We start from the raw sequence: 17,172 nt of genomic DNA, 5'->3' as shown, positions 1-17,172 counted from the left end.
GTGTTTTTAAACTACTGTTTCAAAGCGTTGATGGCTTCTTTTACCTTTTCAGGCCGTGCGGGGATTTCCAGGACCCTTGCGCCGGTGGCGTTATAGATGGCGCTTAATATAGCCGGATGGCCGGCAGTGAGCGGGCCTTCTCCGCAGCCGGATGCCCCGAACGGGCCTAAAGGCCTGGAGGTTTCCGTATATATGATATTAAAGTCATCAGGCACATCCTCAGGATAAGGGATACCGCATCCTTTTAAGGTGGTATGTTTGCTGTAATCCTCAAAGTCCTCAGTGAGCGCAAGTCCGATACCCTGTGTACAGCCGCCGTAGACCTGGCCGTCCACCACGATCTTGTTGATAATGGTTCCAAAGTCGCATACCGTGGTCAGGCGGATGACACGCACTTTTCCGGTTTCCATGTTGACTTCCACTTCAGGGATAAACAGTTCGTACATGTAATTGCTGAACGGTGCACCCTGGGCTGTCTCCAGGTCGCAGTCCGTGCAGGCTGCGGCAGCCCATGTGCCTTCATAGTAAGTGGGGATGTTTTCTGCTGTCATCTCCTCATAGGTGCGGAAGGTTCCGTCGTCCTTTCTCATGGCATTTAAAAGCATTTCCGCTGCCACACGTGTGGCATTACCCGTAACCACATTGGAACGGCTTCCCCCCGCAGGTCCGGATGCAGGTGTGAGGGCTGTATCGTTCTGCACCAGCTTGATCATTTCCGGTGTGAATCCGGCTTCCCTGAGAACTTCATGGGCCATGGTCAGCGCACCGATATCAGCGCCCTGTCCGTGGTCTTCCCAGGAGTTGTAGACCGTACAGGTTCCGTCAGGATTCAGGCGGATATTGGCAAAGGAACTGTCCTTGCCGTCCAGGCCGCAGCCGTAGATACCGCTGGCAAAGCCTACGCCGTACCGGAACTTGTCAGTATTCATTTTTGCAAGCCTTTCCTTTGCTTCATAGTAGACAGGCCGCGCTTTCTCATACATCTCCTCCAGACAGTACACTTCAGGTTCCTGTCCTGTAGGTGTGGTGCATCCGCTTCCTTTCCGGTAAATGTTGCGGTACCGCAGCTCAAAGGGGTCAATGCCCATCTTTTCTGCCAGCACATCGATGCAGACCTCAGAGCCCATATAGGACTGGGGAGAACCGTAACCGCGGAAGGCGGAGCCCCAGGCATGGTTGGTACATACGGTCTGGCTTTTGTTGCGGATATTACGGATGTCATATCCTGCACCTGTAAACTGTGACAGACGCATGGTCAGCAGGTCACCGAACTCGGAGTACGGGCCGTGGTCAATATAATTGTCACCTTCCAGTGCCAGGAATCTGCCGTTTTCATCTGCCGCCATACGGATGTTCATAAAGGCCGGGCTGCGTTTTCCGGTATAGGTGATATTCTGGTACATATCGTAAACCAGGGAACAGGGACGTCCGTCCAGCGCCAGACAGGCAACGCCCAGAAGGGCTTCCATGGTGGGGCTGAACTTATATCCGAAGGTTCCGCCTGAGGGGTTCTGCACAAGCCGGAATTTGTCCGGTTCAATACCGATGCCGGCAGTGATCATGGCAGAGTGCAGGTGGATACCAATGCTCTTGGAGTGTACGGTAAGCCTGCCCTCCTCATCTATATAAGCAAAGCCGCAGTCCGGTTCCAGATGAAGGTGAGGCTGGCGGCTGCTGTAGGTCTCCACTTCAGCCACGTAGGGCGCAGACTCCATGATCGGGCCTGTTTCCTCCCCTTTGATACAGTTGGTCTCATAGTAAATATTCGGTGTTCCCGGATGGATCTCAATGGCATCCTCAGCCATTGCTTCCGGTGCGCTCATATAGGCGGGAAGAGGTTCCAGGTCCAGTTTGACCTTCTTTGCCGCTTCCTTTGCGTGTTCCTCCGTGTCGGCAGCTACCATGGCCACCGCATCCCCTATCTGGAAAATCTTCTCATCACAGAGGATTGGGCGGTCCCAGCCGTCCCCTTTGTTGTTGGCAAATGTGATAAGGCCGCTGATGCGGTTCTTTCCCTTTACATCCTTTGCGGTGATGACTTTGATCACGCCCGGCATCTTTTCTGCTTCGGAATGATCAACACCCTTTAAGACTGCATGGGGAATCTCTGATTGTACAAGCGCCAGCCGTGCCGTGTTCGGGGGCATCTGCAGCGCCATGTCAGCGCCGTAATCCCAGGTTCCGGTTACTTTCTTCAGGGCTGACGGACGGATATAGCTGGTTCCCAGTATCTTGTTGCCCACCGGCTTGAAGATCAGGTCTTCTTTTTTCATTTCGCCTCTCAGGACCTTTGCCGCGTCCATAACGGCATCCACCAGAGGTTTATATCCGGTACAGCGGCACAGATTCCTGTGTACCTGGAACCAGTGGCGCACTTCCTCACGGGTGGGGGAAGGATTTTCTTCCAGAAGAACTTTGGCGGACATGATAAATCCGGGTGAACAGAACCCGCACTGGGCACATCCGTGTCCCATCCATGCCACCTGAAGGGGATGGAGATCGTCGATGGTGCCGATACCCTCAATGGTTTCAATTTCCGAGTCATCTTCCAGCCTGCCCATCTTCATGATACAGGAGCGGACTGCCTTACCGTTTACGATGACAGTACAGGTACCGCACTGGCCCTGACCGCAGCCTACTTTACATCCCGTCAGCATCATCTGCTCACGGAGGACCTTGGCAAGGGAATCTTCCTCATTTACAATTAAAGTGCGGGGCAGACCGTTGATTTTCAATACTTTTTTGATCATATGGATACCTCCTTTGGCTGTTATCAGTTCCTTCAGGCTGTTCTGGTAGCAGGGGGGTATTATGTCTCGTAAGTAGCAGTGTATCACATCTTTTCTTTCCGCTGTTCTTCCTGTATAATAGCAGATATACAAGATGGCGGAGAGAAAGGAGAGAACATGGAGAATTTATATCAGGAGATTGAACTTCAGGTGGCAAGACTGCTGGATTACCTTATGGCCGCAGCCGGCGCGGAGGATCCCAGGCAGTCAGGTGAGCTTCACAGACAGATCCTGCAGGCCCTGGATGCCAGAATGGAACTGCTGTATGGGGATGCAGACACGGAATACATCCGGGCATCCCAGGTTACCGTCCATGTGCAGGATGAGGCAGAGGGACGCGTATACAGCCGTTTGCTGCCGCTTACATACAGAGAAAACAGCAACGGACTGGTCCTTCGCGGGGAAAATGTCTCCGGGGAACCTTCCGAGATCGTGTTTTTCTCTGAGACAGCAGCGGACAAGGTGTCTGACATTACCGGTCAGGGAGAGGACCACAGCCCATGTAAAGGTCACGGTTTACATGAATAATGACGAAAAAATGTTGGAAAATAATACCTATTATATAAATATTGTACATATAAATAGGGGTTCAGTCAAGCTTTTTCGCAATGCCGCAGAGAAGTTTTATAAAGAAAAAGTAACTCTTCAGTACCCTCACAGTTACAGACAAAAATCCATGCAGGATCGCCTTTGGCGATGGGATTTTTGCTTGGCCGTGGTACACTTTCTTACAGTCAGCGCAGTGCATGCCCAGACCTACTGAATAGTTACAAGAAAAAGCCGGATAAAAACTCACGTCGGAAAGTTGTTTCATGGGAAAATGCGTGTTATAATTTTTACCAAATAACAGAGAGGATAGAAGACAATGAAAGCAAAATGGATTACACCGGTGGTGACGGCACTGGATGAGAACGGACATATTGATACAGAGGCCAATAAAAGGATTTATGAACACCTGATTCAGGGAGGCATAGACGGGATCCTGATTTTCGGCAGCATCGGTGAATTTTTCGCGCTGCCCATGGAGGAAAAGAAAGATATGGTGCGGGAAGCAGTGGCCTGCATTGACCACAGAGTCACTGTTTACATCGGCACCAACAGCATGGAGTTTGAGGAGTGCGTGGAGTTTTCCAATTTTGCCCTAGATGCCGGGGCGGACGGTGTGATGGTGATTTCCCCATATTACTTCAATCTGCCTGACAGCGCGGTGGAAAATTTCTACGACAGCCTGGCGGACCGTGTGAACGGACCTGTGCTCCTCTACAATTTCCCTGCAAGAACAGGATACGATTTAAAACCGGAAGTGATCCTGGGTCTGGTGCGCAGACATAAGAATATTGTAGGGATCAAAGATACTGTGGGAACTATGGGACATACCCGTGCCATTATCCAGGCTGTTAAGCGTGAGTTTCCGGAATTTTTGGTGTATTCCGGTTTTGACGAGTTCTTTGCCCACAATGTGTTAAGCGGCGGGGACGGTTGTATTGCAGGGCTTTCCAACTTTGCTCCGGCTGTGGCAGCAGGATTTGCCGGAGCGGCCAGGGATAATGATCTGCCGGCCATGCAGGCATATCAGCAGAAGATAGACAGCCTGATGGCGATCTACGACGTGGCGGAGCAGTTTATACCTATTATCAAAAAGGCCATGGTCCTGTGCGGCGTGGAGATGGATCCTGCCTGTGCGGCGCCTCTGCTTTCCGCGGATGAGAATGAGACAGAGAAGATCAGGGAAATACTGAAACAGGCGGAGATCATCTGAACCTGCAGCAAGACACCTGCAAGACAGTGACGTGTGAACCGTGATCATAAATGACAGAAAGGATGCAGCTGTGCAGGCACTGTACAGTTACAAAAGGATCATCATAATGAAACATATAGGGATCATAGGAGCCATGGAGGAAGAAGTGGCAATCCTGAAAGAAAAGATGACGGACGTGAAAGTAGAGAAAAAGGCGTCCATGGAGTTTTACAGCGGCAGGTTAAACGGCAGGGAGGCTGTGATCGTGCGCTCCGGGATCGGCAAGGTCAATGCGGGTATCTGCACCCAGATCCTGGCGGATGATTTTCACGTGGATGCTGTCATCAACACCGGCGTGGCAGGCTCACTGCGGGCGGAGATCAATATCGGCGATATTGTCCTCTCCACAGATACCCTGCAGCACGATATGGATGCCAGAGAGTTCGGCTATCCCATCGGCCAGGTCCCCAGAATGGACACACTGGCATTTCCTGCGGACGAACAACTGCGCAGCCTGGCCGCGGAGGTCTGCCGCCGGGTCAATCCCGATATCCGGGTGTTTGAGGGCCGTGTAGTGAGCGGCGACCAGTTTGTAGCCCAAAAAGAGCTGAAAGACCGGATCATTGAGAACACAGGCGGATACTGTACAGAGATGGAAGGGGCGGCCATCGGACAGGCTGCATACCTCAATCAGATCCCCTATCTGGTCATAAGGGCCATTTCCGACAAGGCGGATGACAGCGCCCATATGGACTATCCCGCCTTTGAAAGAGAGGCCATCCGCCACACCGTAAATCTGGTGGAGAGCATGGTGGAGAGACTATAGAAAAGGCGTTACTGTACACTCCGTGTCCAGTAACACGCTTCGCGATGCACAGATATGGAGCATTCTGCCCCATATCGCGCTGGCCGCCTCGGGATTTTCACGCTTTCGGCATGAAAACGCCTCCTGGTACAGTGGCCTGTGTACAGTAACGAAAAGGCGGCTTTTGTCGCCATTTGACGCACGATTTTTGTTTTCAAAACGCCCGGGTTGCTATATAATGAATGCCATAAAGAGCGAGCTTTTTGCGCGCCGAAATAGTGAGGAGGATTTACTGTGCACTTATTTTATTATGGCACCTGGCTGATGGGGTTATTAAGCCTGTTCAGCGTACTGGCAATCTACGGGAGCAACAGAAGAGTAATCCGGGATATGAAAAACATTCCGGCGGTAAAAGACAAATGGCTGCAGCAGTTTCTGCTGGAATATCAAAGAAATGTAAAAGACGATTCAGCGATACATAACCCCGCTGTGTATCTCACAAGGCGGATGAGAGGACGAAAGATAGGACCGATAACCCTTCGGCAGATGAAAGGGGTATCCTGGTATACTTTTGTCCTCTCTTTTTTGGCAGCGGGTGCCGGGGTGCTGTGGCTTAGGAGGACAGGCCTGGAACGAATCTCATTTCCGGTCATCACCCGTGATTTCCCGGCTATGGGACTTCTCGTGGGCAGCGCAGCGGTTATGGGTATTGTGCTTCTTCTGATCCGAATGGTCATATCCATGGGATTCCAGGAGGAGGTTATTGAGACAAATCTTTTGGATTATATGGAAAACCAGAAGGGTGACAGCCAGAAGGTCATCCAGATCGAACCGGTCCGTCAGAACTCAAATTCCAAAGCTGCCAGAGCGGCAAAAGCGGGAAAGACGGGCAGAAGGGCAAGAACAAAGGCAAAGGAACAGGAACAGATCCAGCAGGAACAACGGCTGAAAGCCCAGAAGGAGCGTGCTATGCCGGACCGCCGCGGGCAGGATAAAGACACCCGGGCCGAGAAGGTGGAAGAGCGTATCCGGGAAGCGGCAGCCACAGATGAACGGTACAGTCATCTCCTGAACAAAGAGGAGGAGGCCATCGTCAAAGATGTGATAAAGGAATTTCTAACTTGATAAACCTCCCATCATTTGCTAAACTATATTTGTTGAATGACAACGTTCAAGTAAAGCCCTACATGCTGTCTTGACGGTTTGTCAGGTCAGCTTCAGGCAAACGACAGGAAAAAGGAGAAGAGAGCAATGGGAAATAAAGTTACATTTGATTATTCAAAAGCCGCCAATGTGATCCGCGAAGAAGAAGTATCAGCAATGGAAAAAATGGTGGAAGCGGCCAAAGAAACTCTGGTATCCAGAAACGGTCTTGGAAATGACTTCCTGGGCTGGATCGACCTTCCGGTAGACTATGACAAAGAAGAGTTCGACCGCATCAAAAAAGCAGCAGAGAAGATTAAAGGTGATTCCGATGTGCTGCTTGTGATCGGTATCGGCGGGTCCTACCTGGGAGCGAGAGCTGCCATTGATTTCCTGAACCATCCATTTTATAACAACCTTACAAAAGAAGCCCGTAAAGCTCCGGAAATCTATTATGTAGGAAATAATATCAGCGGTGCGTATGTAAAAGGCCTGGCTGATGTTATCGGAGACAGAGACTTCTCCATTAATGTCATTTCAAAATCCGGTACTACAACAGAACCGGCAATTGCTTTCCGTGTGTTCAAAGAAATGGCTGAGAACAAGTACGGAAAAGAAGAAGCAGCAAAAAGGATTTATGCGACAACAGATAAAGCGAAGGGTGCATTAAAGACCCTGGCAACTGAGGAAGGATATGAGACCTTCGTAGTTCCGGATGACGTTGGAGGACGTTTCTCCGTGCTGACAGCCGTTGGACTCCTGCCGATCGCAGTGAGCGGCGTTTCCATTGACAAGCTCATGGAAGGTGCAGCATCCGGAAGAGAACTGGCACTGAATACTCCGTATGCGGAAAATGACGCTCTGCAGTATGCGGCAGTCCGCAACATTCTTCATAGAAAAGGCAAATCCGTAGAGATTCTGGCTGACTATGAGCCAACCCTGCACTATGTGGCAGAATGGTGGAAACAGTTATACGGCGAGAGCGAAGGCAAGGATCAGAAGGGTATCTACCCTGCATCCGTGGACTTTACCACAGACCTGCACTCCCTGGGACAGTTTATCCAGGACGGCTCCAGAATCATGTTCGAGACAGTTCTTGCCATCCAAGAGCCAAAAGAAGATCTTGCCATCAAAGAGGCAGACAGTGACCTGGACGGCCTGAATTATCTGGCAGGAAAAGGCATGGACTTTGTAAACAAGAGCGCTATGAACGGAACCATCCTTGCCCATACAGACGGCAACACACCGAACCTGATGGTGAAAATCCCGAAACAGGATGAGTTCTATCTCGGACAGTTGTTTTATTTCTTTGAATTTGCCTGTGGTATCAGCGGTTACCTGACAGGTGTGAACCCCTTCAATCAGCCTGGTGTTGAGAGCTACAAGAAGAACATGTTCGCACTCCTTGGAAAACCGGGATACGAGGACAGAAGAGAAGAGTTACTGAAAAGACTTTAATAAAAAAGCCTGTGCGGAAGTTCACAACTTCCGTGCAGGCCATTTTTTTATCCCTCCTCAATCACCTGGATCTCCAGAAAATCAAAATCCAATACCTCAATAAAATTATCCTGGTTAAAACGCGCTTTAGCGTGCTTCTGGAAGTCCTTGATATTCACATCCAGCCACAGCGGTTTTTCCAGATCGAATTCATAGCATATGGCGTCCAGACCGTGAAATACTTTTTTGGTGCGGTTGGTATCCGTCTCATCGCATATAACGGTACTCTTGACTATATGCGTGTCTTTATAAATTGTTCCCATCAAACGAAACATAATAAAATTCCTTTCCATTGAATTTGTCTAATTCGTATTATTATAAAAAAGAATTCGACATATGTAAAGTAATACGGAAAGAATTACTGTTGATTTAGGAATTGCCTGAAGTCATTGTTTTGTTAATGCTGTATACAGAAGAAAAGTTCATTATCTGTATATTTAATATGTATTCTTTAAGTATTTCTTAATTTTATGGAATTTATCTACGTTTCTTTACGGTAAATGTAGAAATAATGGTATAATGGATTTACAGCAGTGACGCCACGTCCTGAGACGATTCAGGGTACAGGCATCCCTGGCAGGATGTCGTGCCCGATAGCAAAATAATGACAAGAGGTGGTTACATGTTCAGGATACTTGTTTGTGATGATGATAGAGAGATTGTTCGTGCCATAGAGCTCTATCTTTCGGAGGAAGGATATGAGGTACTGTGCGCATATGATGGAATAGAGGCTGTGGAAGCGGTGCGCAGGGAGAAGGTTCATCTGTTGGTGGTGGATATCATGATGCCTGAAATGGACGGAATACAGGCCATCACCCGGATACGCAGATTCTCCAGTATCCCCATTATCTGCCTGACAGCCAAAACAGAGGATGAGGACAAGATCGCAGGGCTTAATGCGGGAGCAGATGACTATATGGAAAAACCCTTCAATCCCCTGGAACTGGTTGCCCGGGTGAAATCCCAGTTAAGACGTTACACCGAACTGGGAAATATGCCGAAAGGACAGGGGGAGCACATTTATTTTTCCGGGGGACTGCTTGTGAATGATGATACGAAGGAAGTGACCCTGGATGGCAAAGGGGTGCGGTTTACCCCCATTGAATATAATATCCTTTTGTTTCTTCTGAAGAATAAGGGCAAAGTATTTTCTATTGAGCAGATTTACCGTAATATTTGGAATGAGGAAGCCATAGGCGCTGATAATACGGTGGCAGTACATATACGGCATATCAGAGAGAAGATTGAATTGAATCCAAAAAACCCGAGGTATTTGAAAGTTGTTTGGGGAGTGGGATACAAAATTGACAATATTTCGTAATAGAAAAGAGAAAAAACCCGGCAGGAATAGGCGTCCGTTCTGTTATCCAGGGACACTGATCCTGCATTTTTTATTTGCGGTAATTGTGATGATCTACATTATCATTGCCGACTATTATCAGGTATGGCAGGATCCGGGCTGGCTTGCAGGGGAGACACCGCCCTATTACAGGACCAGGGATTATGCCCAGAATGTGGAGAATGAGGTATCTGAACTGATCAATTATATCCGTCTCAGGAATGATTTTGAGACGGACGGCGAATACGACCCGGATAAGCTGGTGGATATCCTGGAATATTCGGAGCAGGGCAGCATAAGCGGCAGTAATACAAGCGGGCTTGTGTATAAGCTCCAGCACCTTTATGACTGGAGCAAGGAGAATGAGAGCTATCAGTGGTGGAGGAATTACATCCAGGAGAATGACAAGAGTCTGTACAGTTTCAGTCAATTAAGGGAGATCAAAGGGACTCTGGACGAACTTTATGCGCCTAAGGGATTTGACAGCATTCTGGAATTTGTCATGTCGGACAAAAATGTGAAAAAGGCAAGCGAGGTACACTGCTCCTCCGGACTTGCTGTGTGCCTGCTGAAAATTGACGCGGATATGCCGGTATATCTGAAAGACAAAGAAAAGTTCAGGCCAGAAAATACTAATATAAAATACAGGTTTGAAAACCGTGAGACAGGCCAGGTCTACACCAACTGTACCGGGGAGGAGGACCGGCAGAATGCCGCGCATATTCTGTTTCAGGGAGACACCTTCTTTCTGGATACAGATGTCCCGCTGTCTTATGAAATGCGGTATGATATTATCAAGAAGCTCAATCAGGATATTGTGGATACGGAGAACATCACCCTCTCCGTCTGGATCGACCGGACATTTGCAGCCAAGGATTACCTGTGGGGCGGCAGTCAGTTTTATCATAAATGGTCCTGGTTTATCAAAACCTTTCCAAAGGGGCTGGTGTTATTCGCTGCCGCGTTTTTCATTTCCCTGATGATCCTCTGTGTGCTGACCATAAAAAGAGCCGGACAGGGAAAAGGGATCGGCAGGTATTTTGATAAGATCGCCATTGAATTTCTGCTGGTTCCCATGGGATTGTTTTTGTACCTTGGAGCATGGATCGTCAGGAACAGCCTGGAGGAAGTCCTGCCTCCTCCAAAGGCTACTGCAAATGTTATCCTGCTTCTTTTCATCTATGCGTTTCTGCTGGCAGGAGTTTTGAGTATCCTCCGCAGAGGGAAGACCGGGACCCTTGGCAGAGGGAGCATTATTAACCAGATCATTGAAAATTATAAAGCAGGTATCCGGGGCGGAAAGCGGGCGGCGCTGGCACTGGCCGGGTTTGTTTCCTATACGGTCATCAGTTATCTGCTGTGTCATGCAGGGACCGTGGGCGGTGTGGTCCTGGTGTTCCTGAATCTGTACGCGGGCGGACATATCCTGAAAGAGATCTCCGCAAGAGAGCAGATGCTGGATGGTGTGCGGAAGATCACCCAGGATAATTTTGCATATAAACTGCCTACAGAGAACCTGAAAGGGGTAAATGCGGAAATCGTCGGCAACATTAACAGGATCGGCGACAATCTGGAAAAGGCTGTGCAGGAGAGCGTGCACAATGAACGCAGAAAGACGGACCTGATAGCCAATGTCTCCCATGACCTGAAGACGCCCCTCACTTCCATGATCAGCTATATCGGACTGTTAAAGCGGGAGAAAACTGTGAACCCCAAGATTGAAGAGTATGTGGATGTACTGGACAAAAAGACTCAGCGTTTGAAAATACTGATGGAGGATCTGATCGAAGTATCCAAGATCAACTCCGGCAATTTCCATATCCAGCCGGAGCAGATGGACTATCAGGAGTTCCAGCAGCAGGTGCAGGGGGAATTCTTTGAGCAGCTCGAAAGCCGCGGTCTGGAGACTGTGAGCAGTATGCCTAAGGAGCGGGTTTATATCCGGGCTGACGGGAGAGCCTTGTGGCGGGTTATGGAGAACCTCTATGGCAATATTGTCAAGTACGCCCTTCCTGGGAGCCGTGTATATGCGGACATGAGTATAGAGGAAGGCAGGGTCGCCTTCTCCCTGAAGAATATTTCCAGGCAGCCTCTCAATATTGATGCGGAAGAGCTTACCCAGCGGTTCATCCAGGGGGATGAATCCAGGAGCACAGAGGGCAGCGGCCTGGGACTTTCCATTGCCAGGAACCTGGTGGAGCTTATGGGAGGCCGGTTTATCATCTATCTGGATGGGGATCTGTTTAAGACCACCCTGATATTTCCCATAGAGTCCACGGGCTGCGGAGAAAATATGGAGAAATAATATCCATTGTGCAAGTTGTATATTGAAGAATAAAAAATTCGGTAAATTGCCAATGGGGTGTAATTCCTTGGAGATGATAACAAAGACTTTATTTAATCTTTGTTTAATTGAACTATGGTAAAAAACGGGGTGGCAGTGTTATACTTGTAACAGTTAATCAAAGCAAAGAGACGCGTAACAATTAGGAGGAAATGAAAATGGCAAGCTTATCATTACAGCATATTAACAAAACATATCCAAACGGATTCGAAGCAGTAAAAGATTTTAACCTTGAAATTGAAGATAAAGAGTTCATCATCTTCGTAGGTCCTTCAGGTTGTGGTAAATCTACAACACTTCGTATGATCGCAGGTCTGGAAGAGATTTCAGGCGGTACATTAAAAATCGGTGATAAAGTTGTAAATGATGTAGAACCTAAAGACAGAGATATCGCAATGGTATTCCAGAACTACGCTCTGTATCCGCATATGACCGTATATGACAACATGGCATTCGGTCTGAAACTGAGAAAAGTTCCGAAAGACCAGATTGATAAGATGGTAAAAGAAGCAGCCAGGATCCTTGACCTGGAGAAACTGTTAGACCGTAAACCGAAAGCTCTTTCCGGTGGTCAGAGACAGCGTGTTGCTATGGGACGTGCTATCGTACGTGAGCCTAAAGTATTCCTGATGGATGAACCTCTGTCAAACTTGGATGCTAAACTTCGTGTACAGATGCGTACTGAGATTTCCAAACTGCATGAGAGATTAGGTGCAACCATTATCTATGTAACACATGACCAGACAGAGGCTATGACACTTGGTACAAGGATCGTTGTTATGAAAGACGGTATTGTACAGCAGGTTGATACTCCTCAGAACTTATACAACGCTCCTAAGAACCTGTTCGTTGCAGGATTCATCGGTTCTCCGCAGATGAACATGATGGATGCAGTATGCCACGTAAAAGGCAGCGAAGTTGAACTGGTAGTTGGCGGAACAACGATCGCATTACCTGCTTCCAAGAGAAAACCGTTGATCGACGGCGGTTATGATGGAAAGACAGTTGTTATGGGTATCCGTCCTGAGCATGTATACGATGATGAAGCTCGTATCCAGGCATTCCCGGGCAGCGTGATTGAAGGTAAGATCACTGTTTACGAATTACTTGGTGCTGAGGTTTACTTATACTTCGACACAGAAGGATTCCCGATGACAGCAAGAGTTAATCCGCGTACAACAGCCAGAACAGGCGATGTTGTTAAATTCTCTCTGGATCTGGAAAAGATTCATGTATTCGACAAAGAAACAGAACAGGTAATTACAAACTAATTGTTATGAAAAGATACAGACTGCCGCGGATTTATCTGCGGCAGTTTTTATATCTCAGGGACGTCCAGCTTTTGTATGAAAATAAAAAATTGATATTTTGTCGAAAATACGTTATAGTAATTGATATATTAGTATTTTGACAAGTGCGCAGAAGGAGAAGAACTATGATTTCAAGCCAGGTGATACAGAAGACATTAGAAGAATTGAGAACCATAACGAGAATAGATCTCTGTGTTATGGATGTGGATGGAAAGGTAAACTCTACTACATTTCCGGTGGAGAACGAGGATTTCGGTGATGTGTCCGGCTTTGTGGAATCAATGGCGGACAGCCAGGTAATGAAAGGCTACCATTTCTTCAAGATCTACGACGGGCAGTCTGTGGAGTTCATTCTGATCGCAAAAGGCGGTAATGAGGACGCCTATATGATTGGTCGTGTAGCGGTTGCTGAGATCCAGAACCTGATAGTGGCTTACAAAGAACGTTTTGATAAATCCAACTTTATCCAGAACCTGATCCTTGATAATCTGCTTCTGGTTGATGTATACAATCGTGCCAAGAAGCTGCACATCCCGGTGGAGGCCAAGAGAGTAGTGCTTTTGGTTGAGACCAAAAATGAGAAGGACCAGGATGCCATTGAGATTCTGAAGAATCTGTTTGTGTCCAGAACCAATGATTTCATTACAGCGATTGATGAGAAAAATATAATAATTGTCCGCACCCTGGAGGAGACCGACAATTATGAGTCCATTGAGAGCATCGCCAAAATGATCGTGGATATGCTCAATGCGGAGGCTATGTCACAGGTGCGTGTATCATACGGCAATATTATCCATGAGATAAAGGATGTATCACGCTCTTATAAAGAAGCCAAAATGGCCCTTGATGTAGGAAAGATTTTCTATGTGGAGAAAACCATTGTGGGATACAATAACCTGGGTATCGGCCGTCTGATCTACCAGCTTCCCATGCCTCTGTGTGAAATGTTCATGAAAGAGGTATTCGGAGGAAAACTGCCGGAATCCCTGGATGACGAGACACTAAACACGATCAACAAATTCTTTGACAATAACCTGAACATATCAGAGACCTCACGTCAGTTATTCCTGCACAGGAACACACTGGTATACAGACTGGAGAAGATCCAGAAAAGTACAGGGCTTGACATCAGAGTGTTTGACGATGCACTGACATTCAAAATTGCGCTGATGGTTTCCAGCTATATGGAATTTATGAAAAAACAGGATTAAAGAGGATCATATGCCAGAGCTGCCATATGCCGCGGGGAATCCACCCGGGGCATGTGGCAGCTTTTTTCGCAGCCTCTTCCGGCTCTGATATTTTGCTGGAAACTGTGCTGCATCCCTATTTGGTATTTTATTGCAAATCCTGCTGCATCTCTATTTGGTATTTTATTTGAAATCGTGCTGCACCCCTATTTGGTATTTTATTGGAAACCGTGCTACATCCCTTTATGGAAGTCACTTGTCGGAACAAGGTATGCGGACGGTAAGGGCACTTGAATTAAATAAAGCGATAGAGAGATAAAATGCTTGCATTTTAGCGTGATAATCCGTATAATAGAAAAGAACTGTATAAGTGTATACAATGATACAAATTAGTGACAAGGAGGATATATCATGGTGAAACTTTATGATGGCGGTGTCTGGTTGGTGAATGGGACCGATCTGGTGGAAGATGGTCCCCAGGCAGCAAATGCTGTTGCGCAGATGACAGGTGCAGCGTCTCTTGACAGGGAAGAGGCATCCAGGCAGACAATGGCTTACTCTATTTTGGAAAAACATAATACATCCGGGAATATGGATGATTTAAAGATTAAATTTGATAAACTCACATCCCACGATATTACATTTGTAGGGATCATTCAGACGGCAAGGGCTTCCGGGCTTGAAAAATTCCCCATTCCCTATGTGCTGACAAACTGTCATAACTCTCTGTGTGCAGTGGGCGGAACCATCAATGAGGATGATCATATGTTTGGTCTGACCTGTGCAAAACGCTACGGCGGAATGTACGTGCCGCCTCATCAGGCAGTGATCCATCAGTTCGCAAGGGAAATGCTGGCAGGCGGCGGCAGGATGATCCTGGGTTCCGACAGCCATACCCGTTATGGTGCCCTGGGAACAATGGCTATGGGTGAGGGTGGTCCGGAGCTTGTGAAGCAGCTTTTAGGAAAGACTTATGATATACACAGGCCGGAGGTTGTAGGTGTTTATCTCACCGGAAAGCCCACGCCGGGCGTTGGACCTCAGGATGTTGCTCTGGCTATTATCGGCGCTGTGTTTGCCAACGGGTATGTAAAGAATAAAGTTATGGAATTTGTAGGCCCCGGCGTTTCCGGGCTGAGTGCTGATTTCCGTATTGGAATTGACGTTATGACCACAGAGACCACATGTCTCTCCTCCATCTGGACCACAGACGATACCATAAAAGATTTCTATGAAATACATGGAAGGGCAGAAGAGTACAAAGAACTGGCTCCGGGAGCAGTGGCTTATTATGACGGAATGGTCTATGTGGATTTAAGCCAGGTAAGGCCTATGATCGCCATGCCGTTCCACCCAAGCAATACCTACACCATAGAAGAGTTGAACGCAAACTTGATGGATATTCTGGATGATGTGGAGAAGAAGGCACAGGTGAGCCTGGACGGCAAGATTCCCTTTACACTGAAAGATAAGGTGCATGACGGCAGGCTGTATGTGGAGCAGGGAATCATTGCAGGCTGTGCAGGCGGCGGATTTGAGAATATCTGTGATGCCGCGGACATCTTAAGAGGCACCAGCATTGGTTCAGATGCCTTTACATTAAGTGTTTATCCGGCCAGCACACCGATTTACATGGAGATCGCCAAGAACGGAGTCCTGGCAGACCTGATGCAGACAGGTGCTATTGTGAAGACCGCCTTCTGCGGCCCCTGCTTCGGCGCCGGAGATACTCCTGCAAACAATGCCCTGAGCATCCGCCATTCAACCAGAAACTTCCCTAACCGGGAAGGCTCCAAGGTACAGAACGGACAGATTTCCTCTGTGGCTCTGATGGATGCCCGTTCCATTGCAGCCACTGCAGCAAACAAGGGATATCTGACCGCGGCAACTGACTTTGATGTGAAATATACAAAACCGCGCTATTTCTTTGACAAGGCCATTTATGAGAACCGGGTTTTTGACAGCAAAGGCATCGCTGACCCGGATACGGAAATACAGTTTGGTCCCAACATCAAGGACTGGCCTGAAATGCCGGCTCTCACAGAGAACCTGGTGCTTAAGGTGGTATCCGAGATCCATGATCCGGTCACCACAACAGATGAACTGATCCCGTCCGGCGAGACTTCATCCTTCCGCTCTAACCCTCTGGGACTTGCCGAATTTACCTTGTCCAGAAAAGATCCGGAGTATGTACCGCTGGCAAAAGAGATCCAGGCTGCGGAGAAAGCCCGTGAGAAAGGAAACTGTCCGCTGGAAGCTGTGCCTGAACTGAAACCGGTGTGGGACAAACTGAAAGAACTGTGTCCTGATATGGACAGCTCCAACACAGGGATCGGAAGCACCATTTTCGCAGTTAAGCCGGGCGACGGTTCAGCCAGAGAGCAGGCTGCTTCCTGTCAGAAAGTACTGGGCGGATGGGCTAACATTGCCAATGAATACGCGACCAAACGCTACCGCTCTAACCTGATCAACTGGGGTATGCTTCCTTTGCTCATAAAGGCCGGTGATCTGCCGTTCAAGAAAGGCGATTATCTGTTCCTTCCGGGAATCCGAAAGGCTGTGGAGGAAAAGGCAGAGGAAATAAAAATCTATGTGGCAGGAGATTCCTGTACAGAATTTACAGTTAAAATAGGTGATCTGACAGATGATGAACGTGAGATCATTCTGAAAGGCTGTTTGATCAATTACTACAGAGGTTAACATAAAGGCCGTACGGCACAGGATTTATCCGACAAAACCAGACATTTCCGGTATGAAGGATAAAACAATGTGTCGTACGGTGTTTTATTTTGGCAATTTCCAATGTTCAGAATTATTATGCTTTTCAAGAATTGTATAGTAAATTCACATAAAAACAGATAATTTACAGCTTAATAATGTTAAAGATATAACTTATAAAAAAACAAAACTTTTTTCGAAAAGTATATTGACAAATAAAACAACCCATGGTAATATATAACCATCAAAAGAAAACACCTACACACATTACTACATAACCAATTCTTAACTAAGAGAAG

General features: G+C 47.6%; 12 protein-coding genes. 10 read left to right on the top strand and 2 right to left on the bottom strand.

Features of this window, described 5'->3' with window-relative positions; translation table 11 throughout:
- Positions 1-11: 11 nt before the first annotated feature.
- A complete protein-coding gene (locus C6P39_RS07270) occupies positions 12-2,750 on the bottom strand; it encodes a molybdopterin-dependent aldehyde oxidoreductase (protein WP_104803303.1) in 2,739 nt (912 codons plus the stop codon).
- Between the two features lie 156 nt (positions 2,751-2,906).
- On the opposite strand from C6P39_RS07270, the gene C6P39_RS07265 reads away from it, so the two are divergent.
- The 5 genes from C6P39_RS07265 (at position 2,907) to C6P39_RS07240 (ending at position 7,933) form a co-directional block, all read left to right on the top strand.
- Entirely contained in the window at positions 2,907-3,317 is a 411-nt protein-coding gene (locus tag C6P39_RS07265; RefSeq protein ID WP_242986975.1) for a hypothetical protein, read from the top strand.
- 337 nt (positions 3,318-3,654) lie between these two features.
- Positions 3,655-4,548: a dihydrodipicolinate synthase family protein gene (locus C6P39_RS07255; RefSeq protein ID WP_104803301.1), complete on the top strand. Its 894-nt coding sequence runs from the start codon at positions 3,655-3,657 to the stop codon at positions 4,546-4,548.
- A 106-nt stretch (positions 4,549-4,654) separates the two neighbouring features.
- Positions 4,655-5,353: a 5'-methylthioadenosine/adenosylhomocysteine nucleosidase gene (locus tag C6P39_RS07250; protein ID WP_104805877.1), complete on the top strand. Its 699-nt coding sequence runs from the start codon at positions 4,655-4,657 to the stop codon at positions 5,351-5,353.
- A 273-nt stretch (positions 5,354-5,626) separates the two neighbouring features.
- Positions 5,627-6,457: a hypothetical protein gene (locus tag C6P39_RS07245; RefSeq protein WP_104803300.1), complete on the top strand. Its 831-nt coding sequence runs from the start codon at positions 5,627-5,629 to the stop codon at positions 6,455-6,457.
- Positions 6,458-6,583: 126 nt separating this feature from the next.
- The gene (locus C6P39_RS07240; RefSeq protein ID WP_104803299.1) at positions 6,584-7,933 is read left to right on the top strand and encodes a glucose-6-phosphate isomerase; all 1,350 of its coding nucleotides are present in this window, start codon (positions 6,584-6,586) and stop codon (positions 7,931-7,933) included.
- Between the two features lie 47 nt (positions 7,934-7,980).
- Here the strand turns inward: C6P39_RS07240 and C6P39_RS07235 are convergent, their stop codons facing one another.
- On the bottom strand, positions 7,981-8,247 hold the full coding sequence (locus C6P39_RS07235) for a hypothetical protein (RefSeq protein ID WP_104803298.1): 267 nt from the start codon (positions 8,245-8,247) through the stop codon (positions 7,981-7,983).
- A 347-nt stretch (positions 8,248-8,594) separates the two neighbouring features.
- Between C6P39_RS07235 and C6P39_RS07230 the strand changes: the two genes are divergently transcribed.
- From C6P39_RS07230 to C6P39_RS07210, 5 genes are all read left to right on the top strand, one after another.
- Positions 8,595-9,293: a response regulator transcription factor gene (locus C6P39_RS07230; protein ID WP_095176198.1), complete on the top strand. Its 699-nt coding sequence runs from the start codon at positions 8,595-8,597 to the stop codon at positions 9,291-9,293.
- Positions 9,277-11,616: a HAMP domain-containing histidine kinase gene (locus tag C6P39_RS07225; protein WP_104803297.1), complete on the top strand. Its 2,340-nt coding sequence runs from the start codon at positions 9,277-9,279 to the stop codon at positions 11,614-11,616. Before C6P39_RS07230 ends, C6P39_RS07225 begins: the two co-directional genes overlap by 17 nt.
- Positions 11,617-11,813: 197 nt before the next feature.
- A complete protein-coding gene (locus C6P39_RS07220; protein ID WP_095176196.1) occupies positions 11,814-12,926 on the top strand; it encodes an ABC transporter ATP-binding protein in 1,113 nt (370 codons plus the stop codon).
- A gap of 164 nt (positions 12,927-13,090) precedes the next feature.
- Positions 13,091-14,176: a PucR family transcriptional regulator gene (locus tag C6P39_RS07215; RefSeq protein ID WP_065544249.1), complete on the top strand. Its 1,086-nt coding sequence runs from the start codon at positions 13,091-13,093 to the stop codon at positions 14,174-14,176.
- 390 nt (positions 14,177-14,566) lie between these two features.
- Positions 14,567-16,855 carry a hydratase gene (locus C6P39_RS07210; RefSeq protein WP_104803296.1) on the top strand — a complete coding sequence of 763 codons (2,289 nt, stop codon included), beginning with the start codon at positions 14,567-14,569 and terminating at the stop codon, positions 16,853-16,855.
- Positions 16,856-17,172: the final 317 nt, after the last annotated feature.

The organism is Blautia marasmi (genome assembly GCF_900258535.1).
Lineage (GTDB): Bacteria > Bacillota > Clostridia > Lachnospirales > Lachnospiraceae > Blautia > Blautia hominis.
This window is presented reverse-complemented; position numbering and strand designations above follow the sequence as displayed.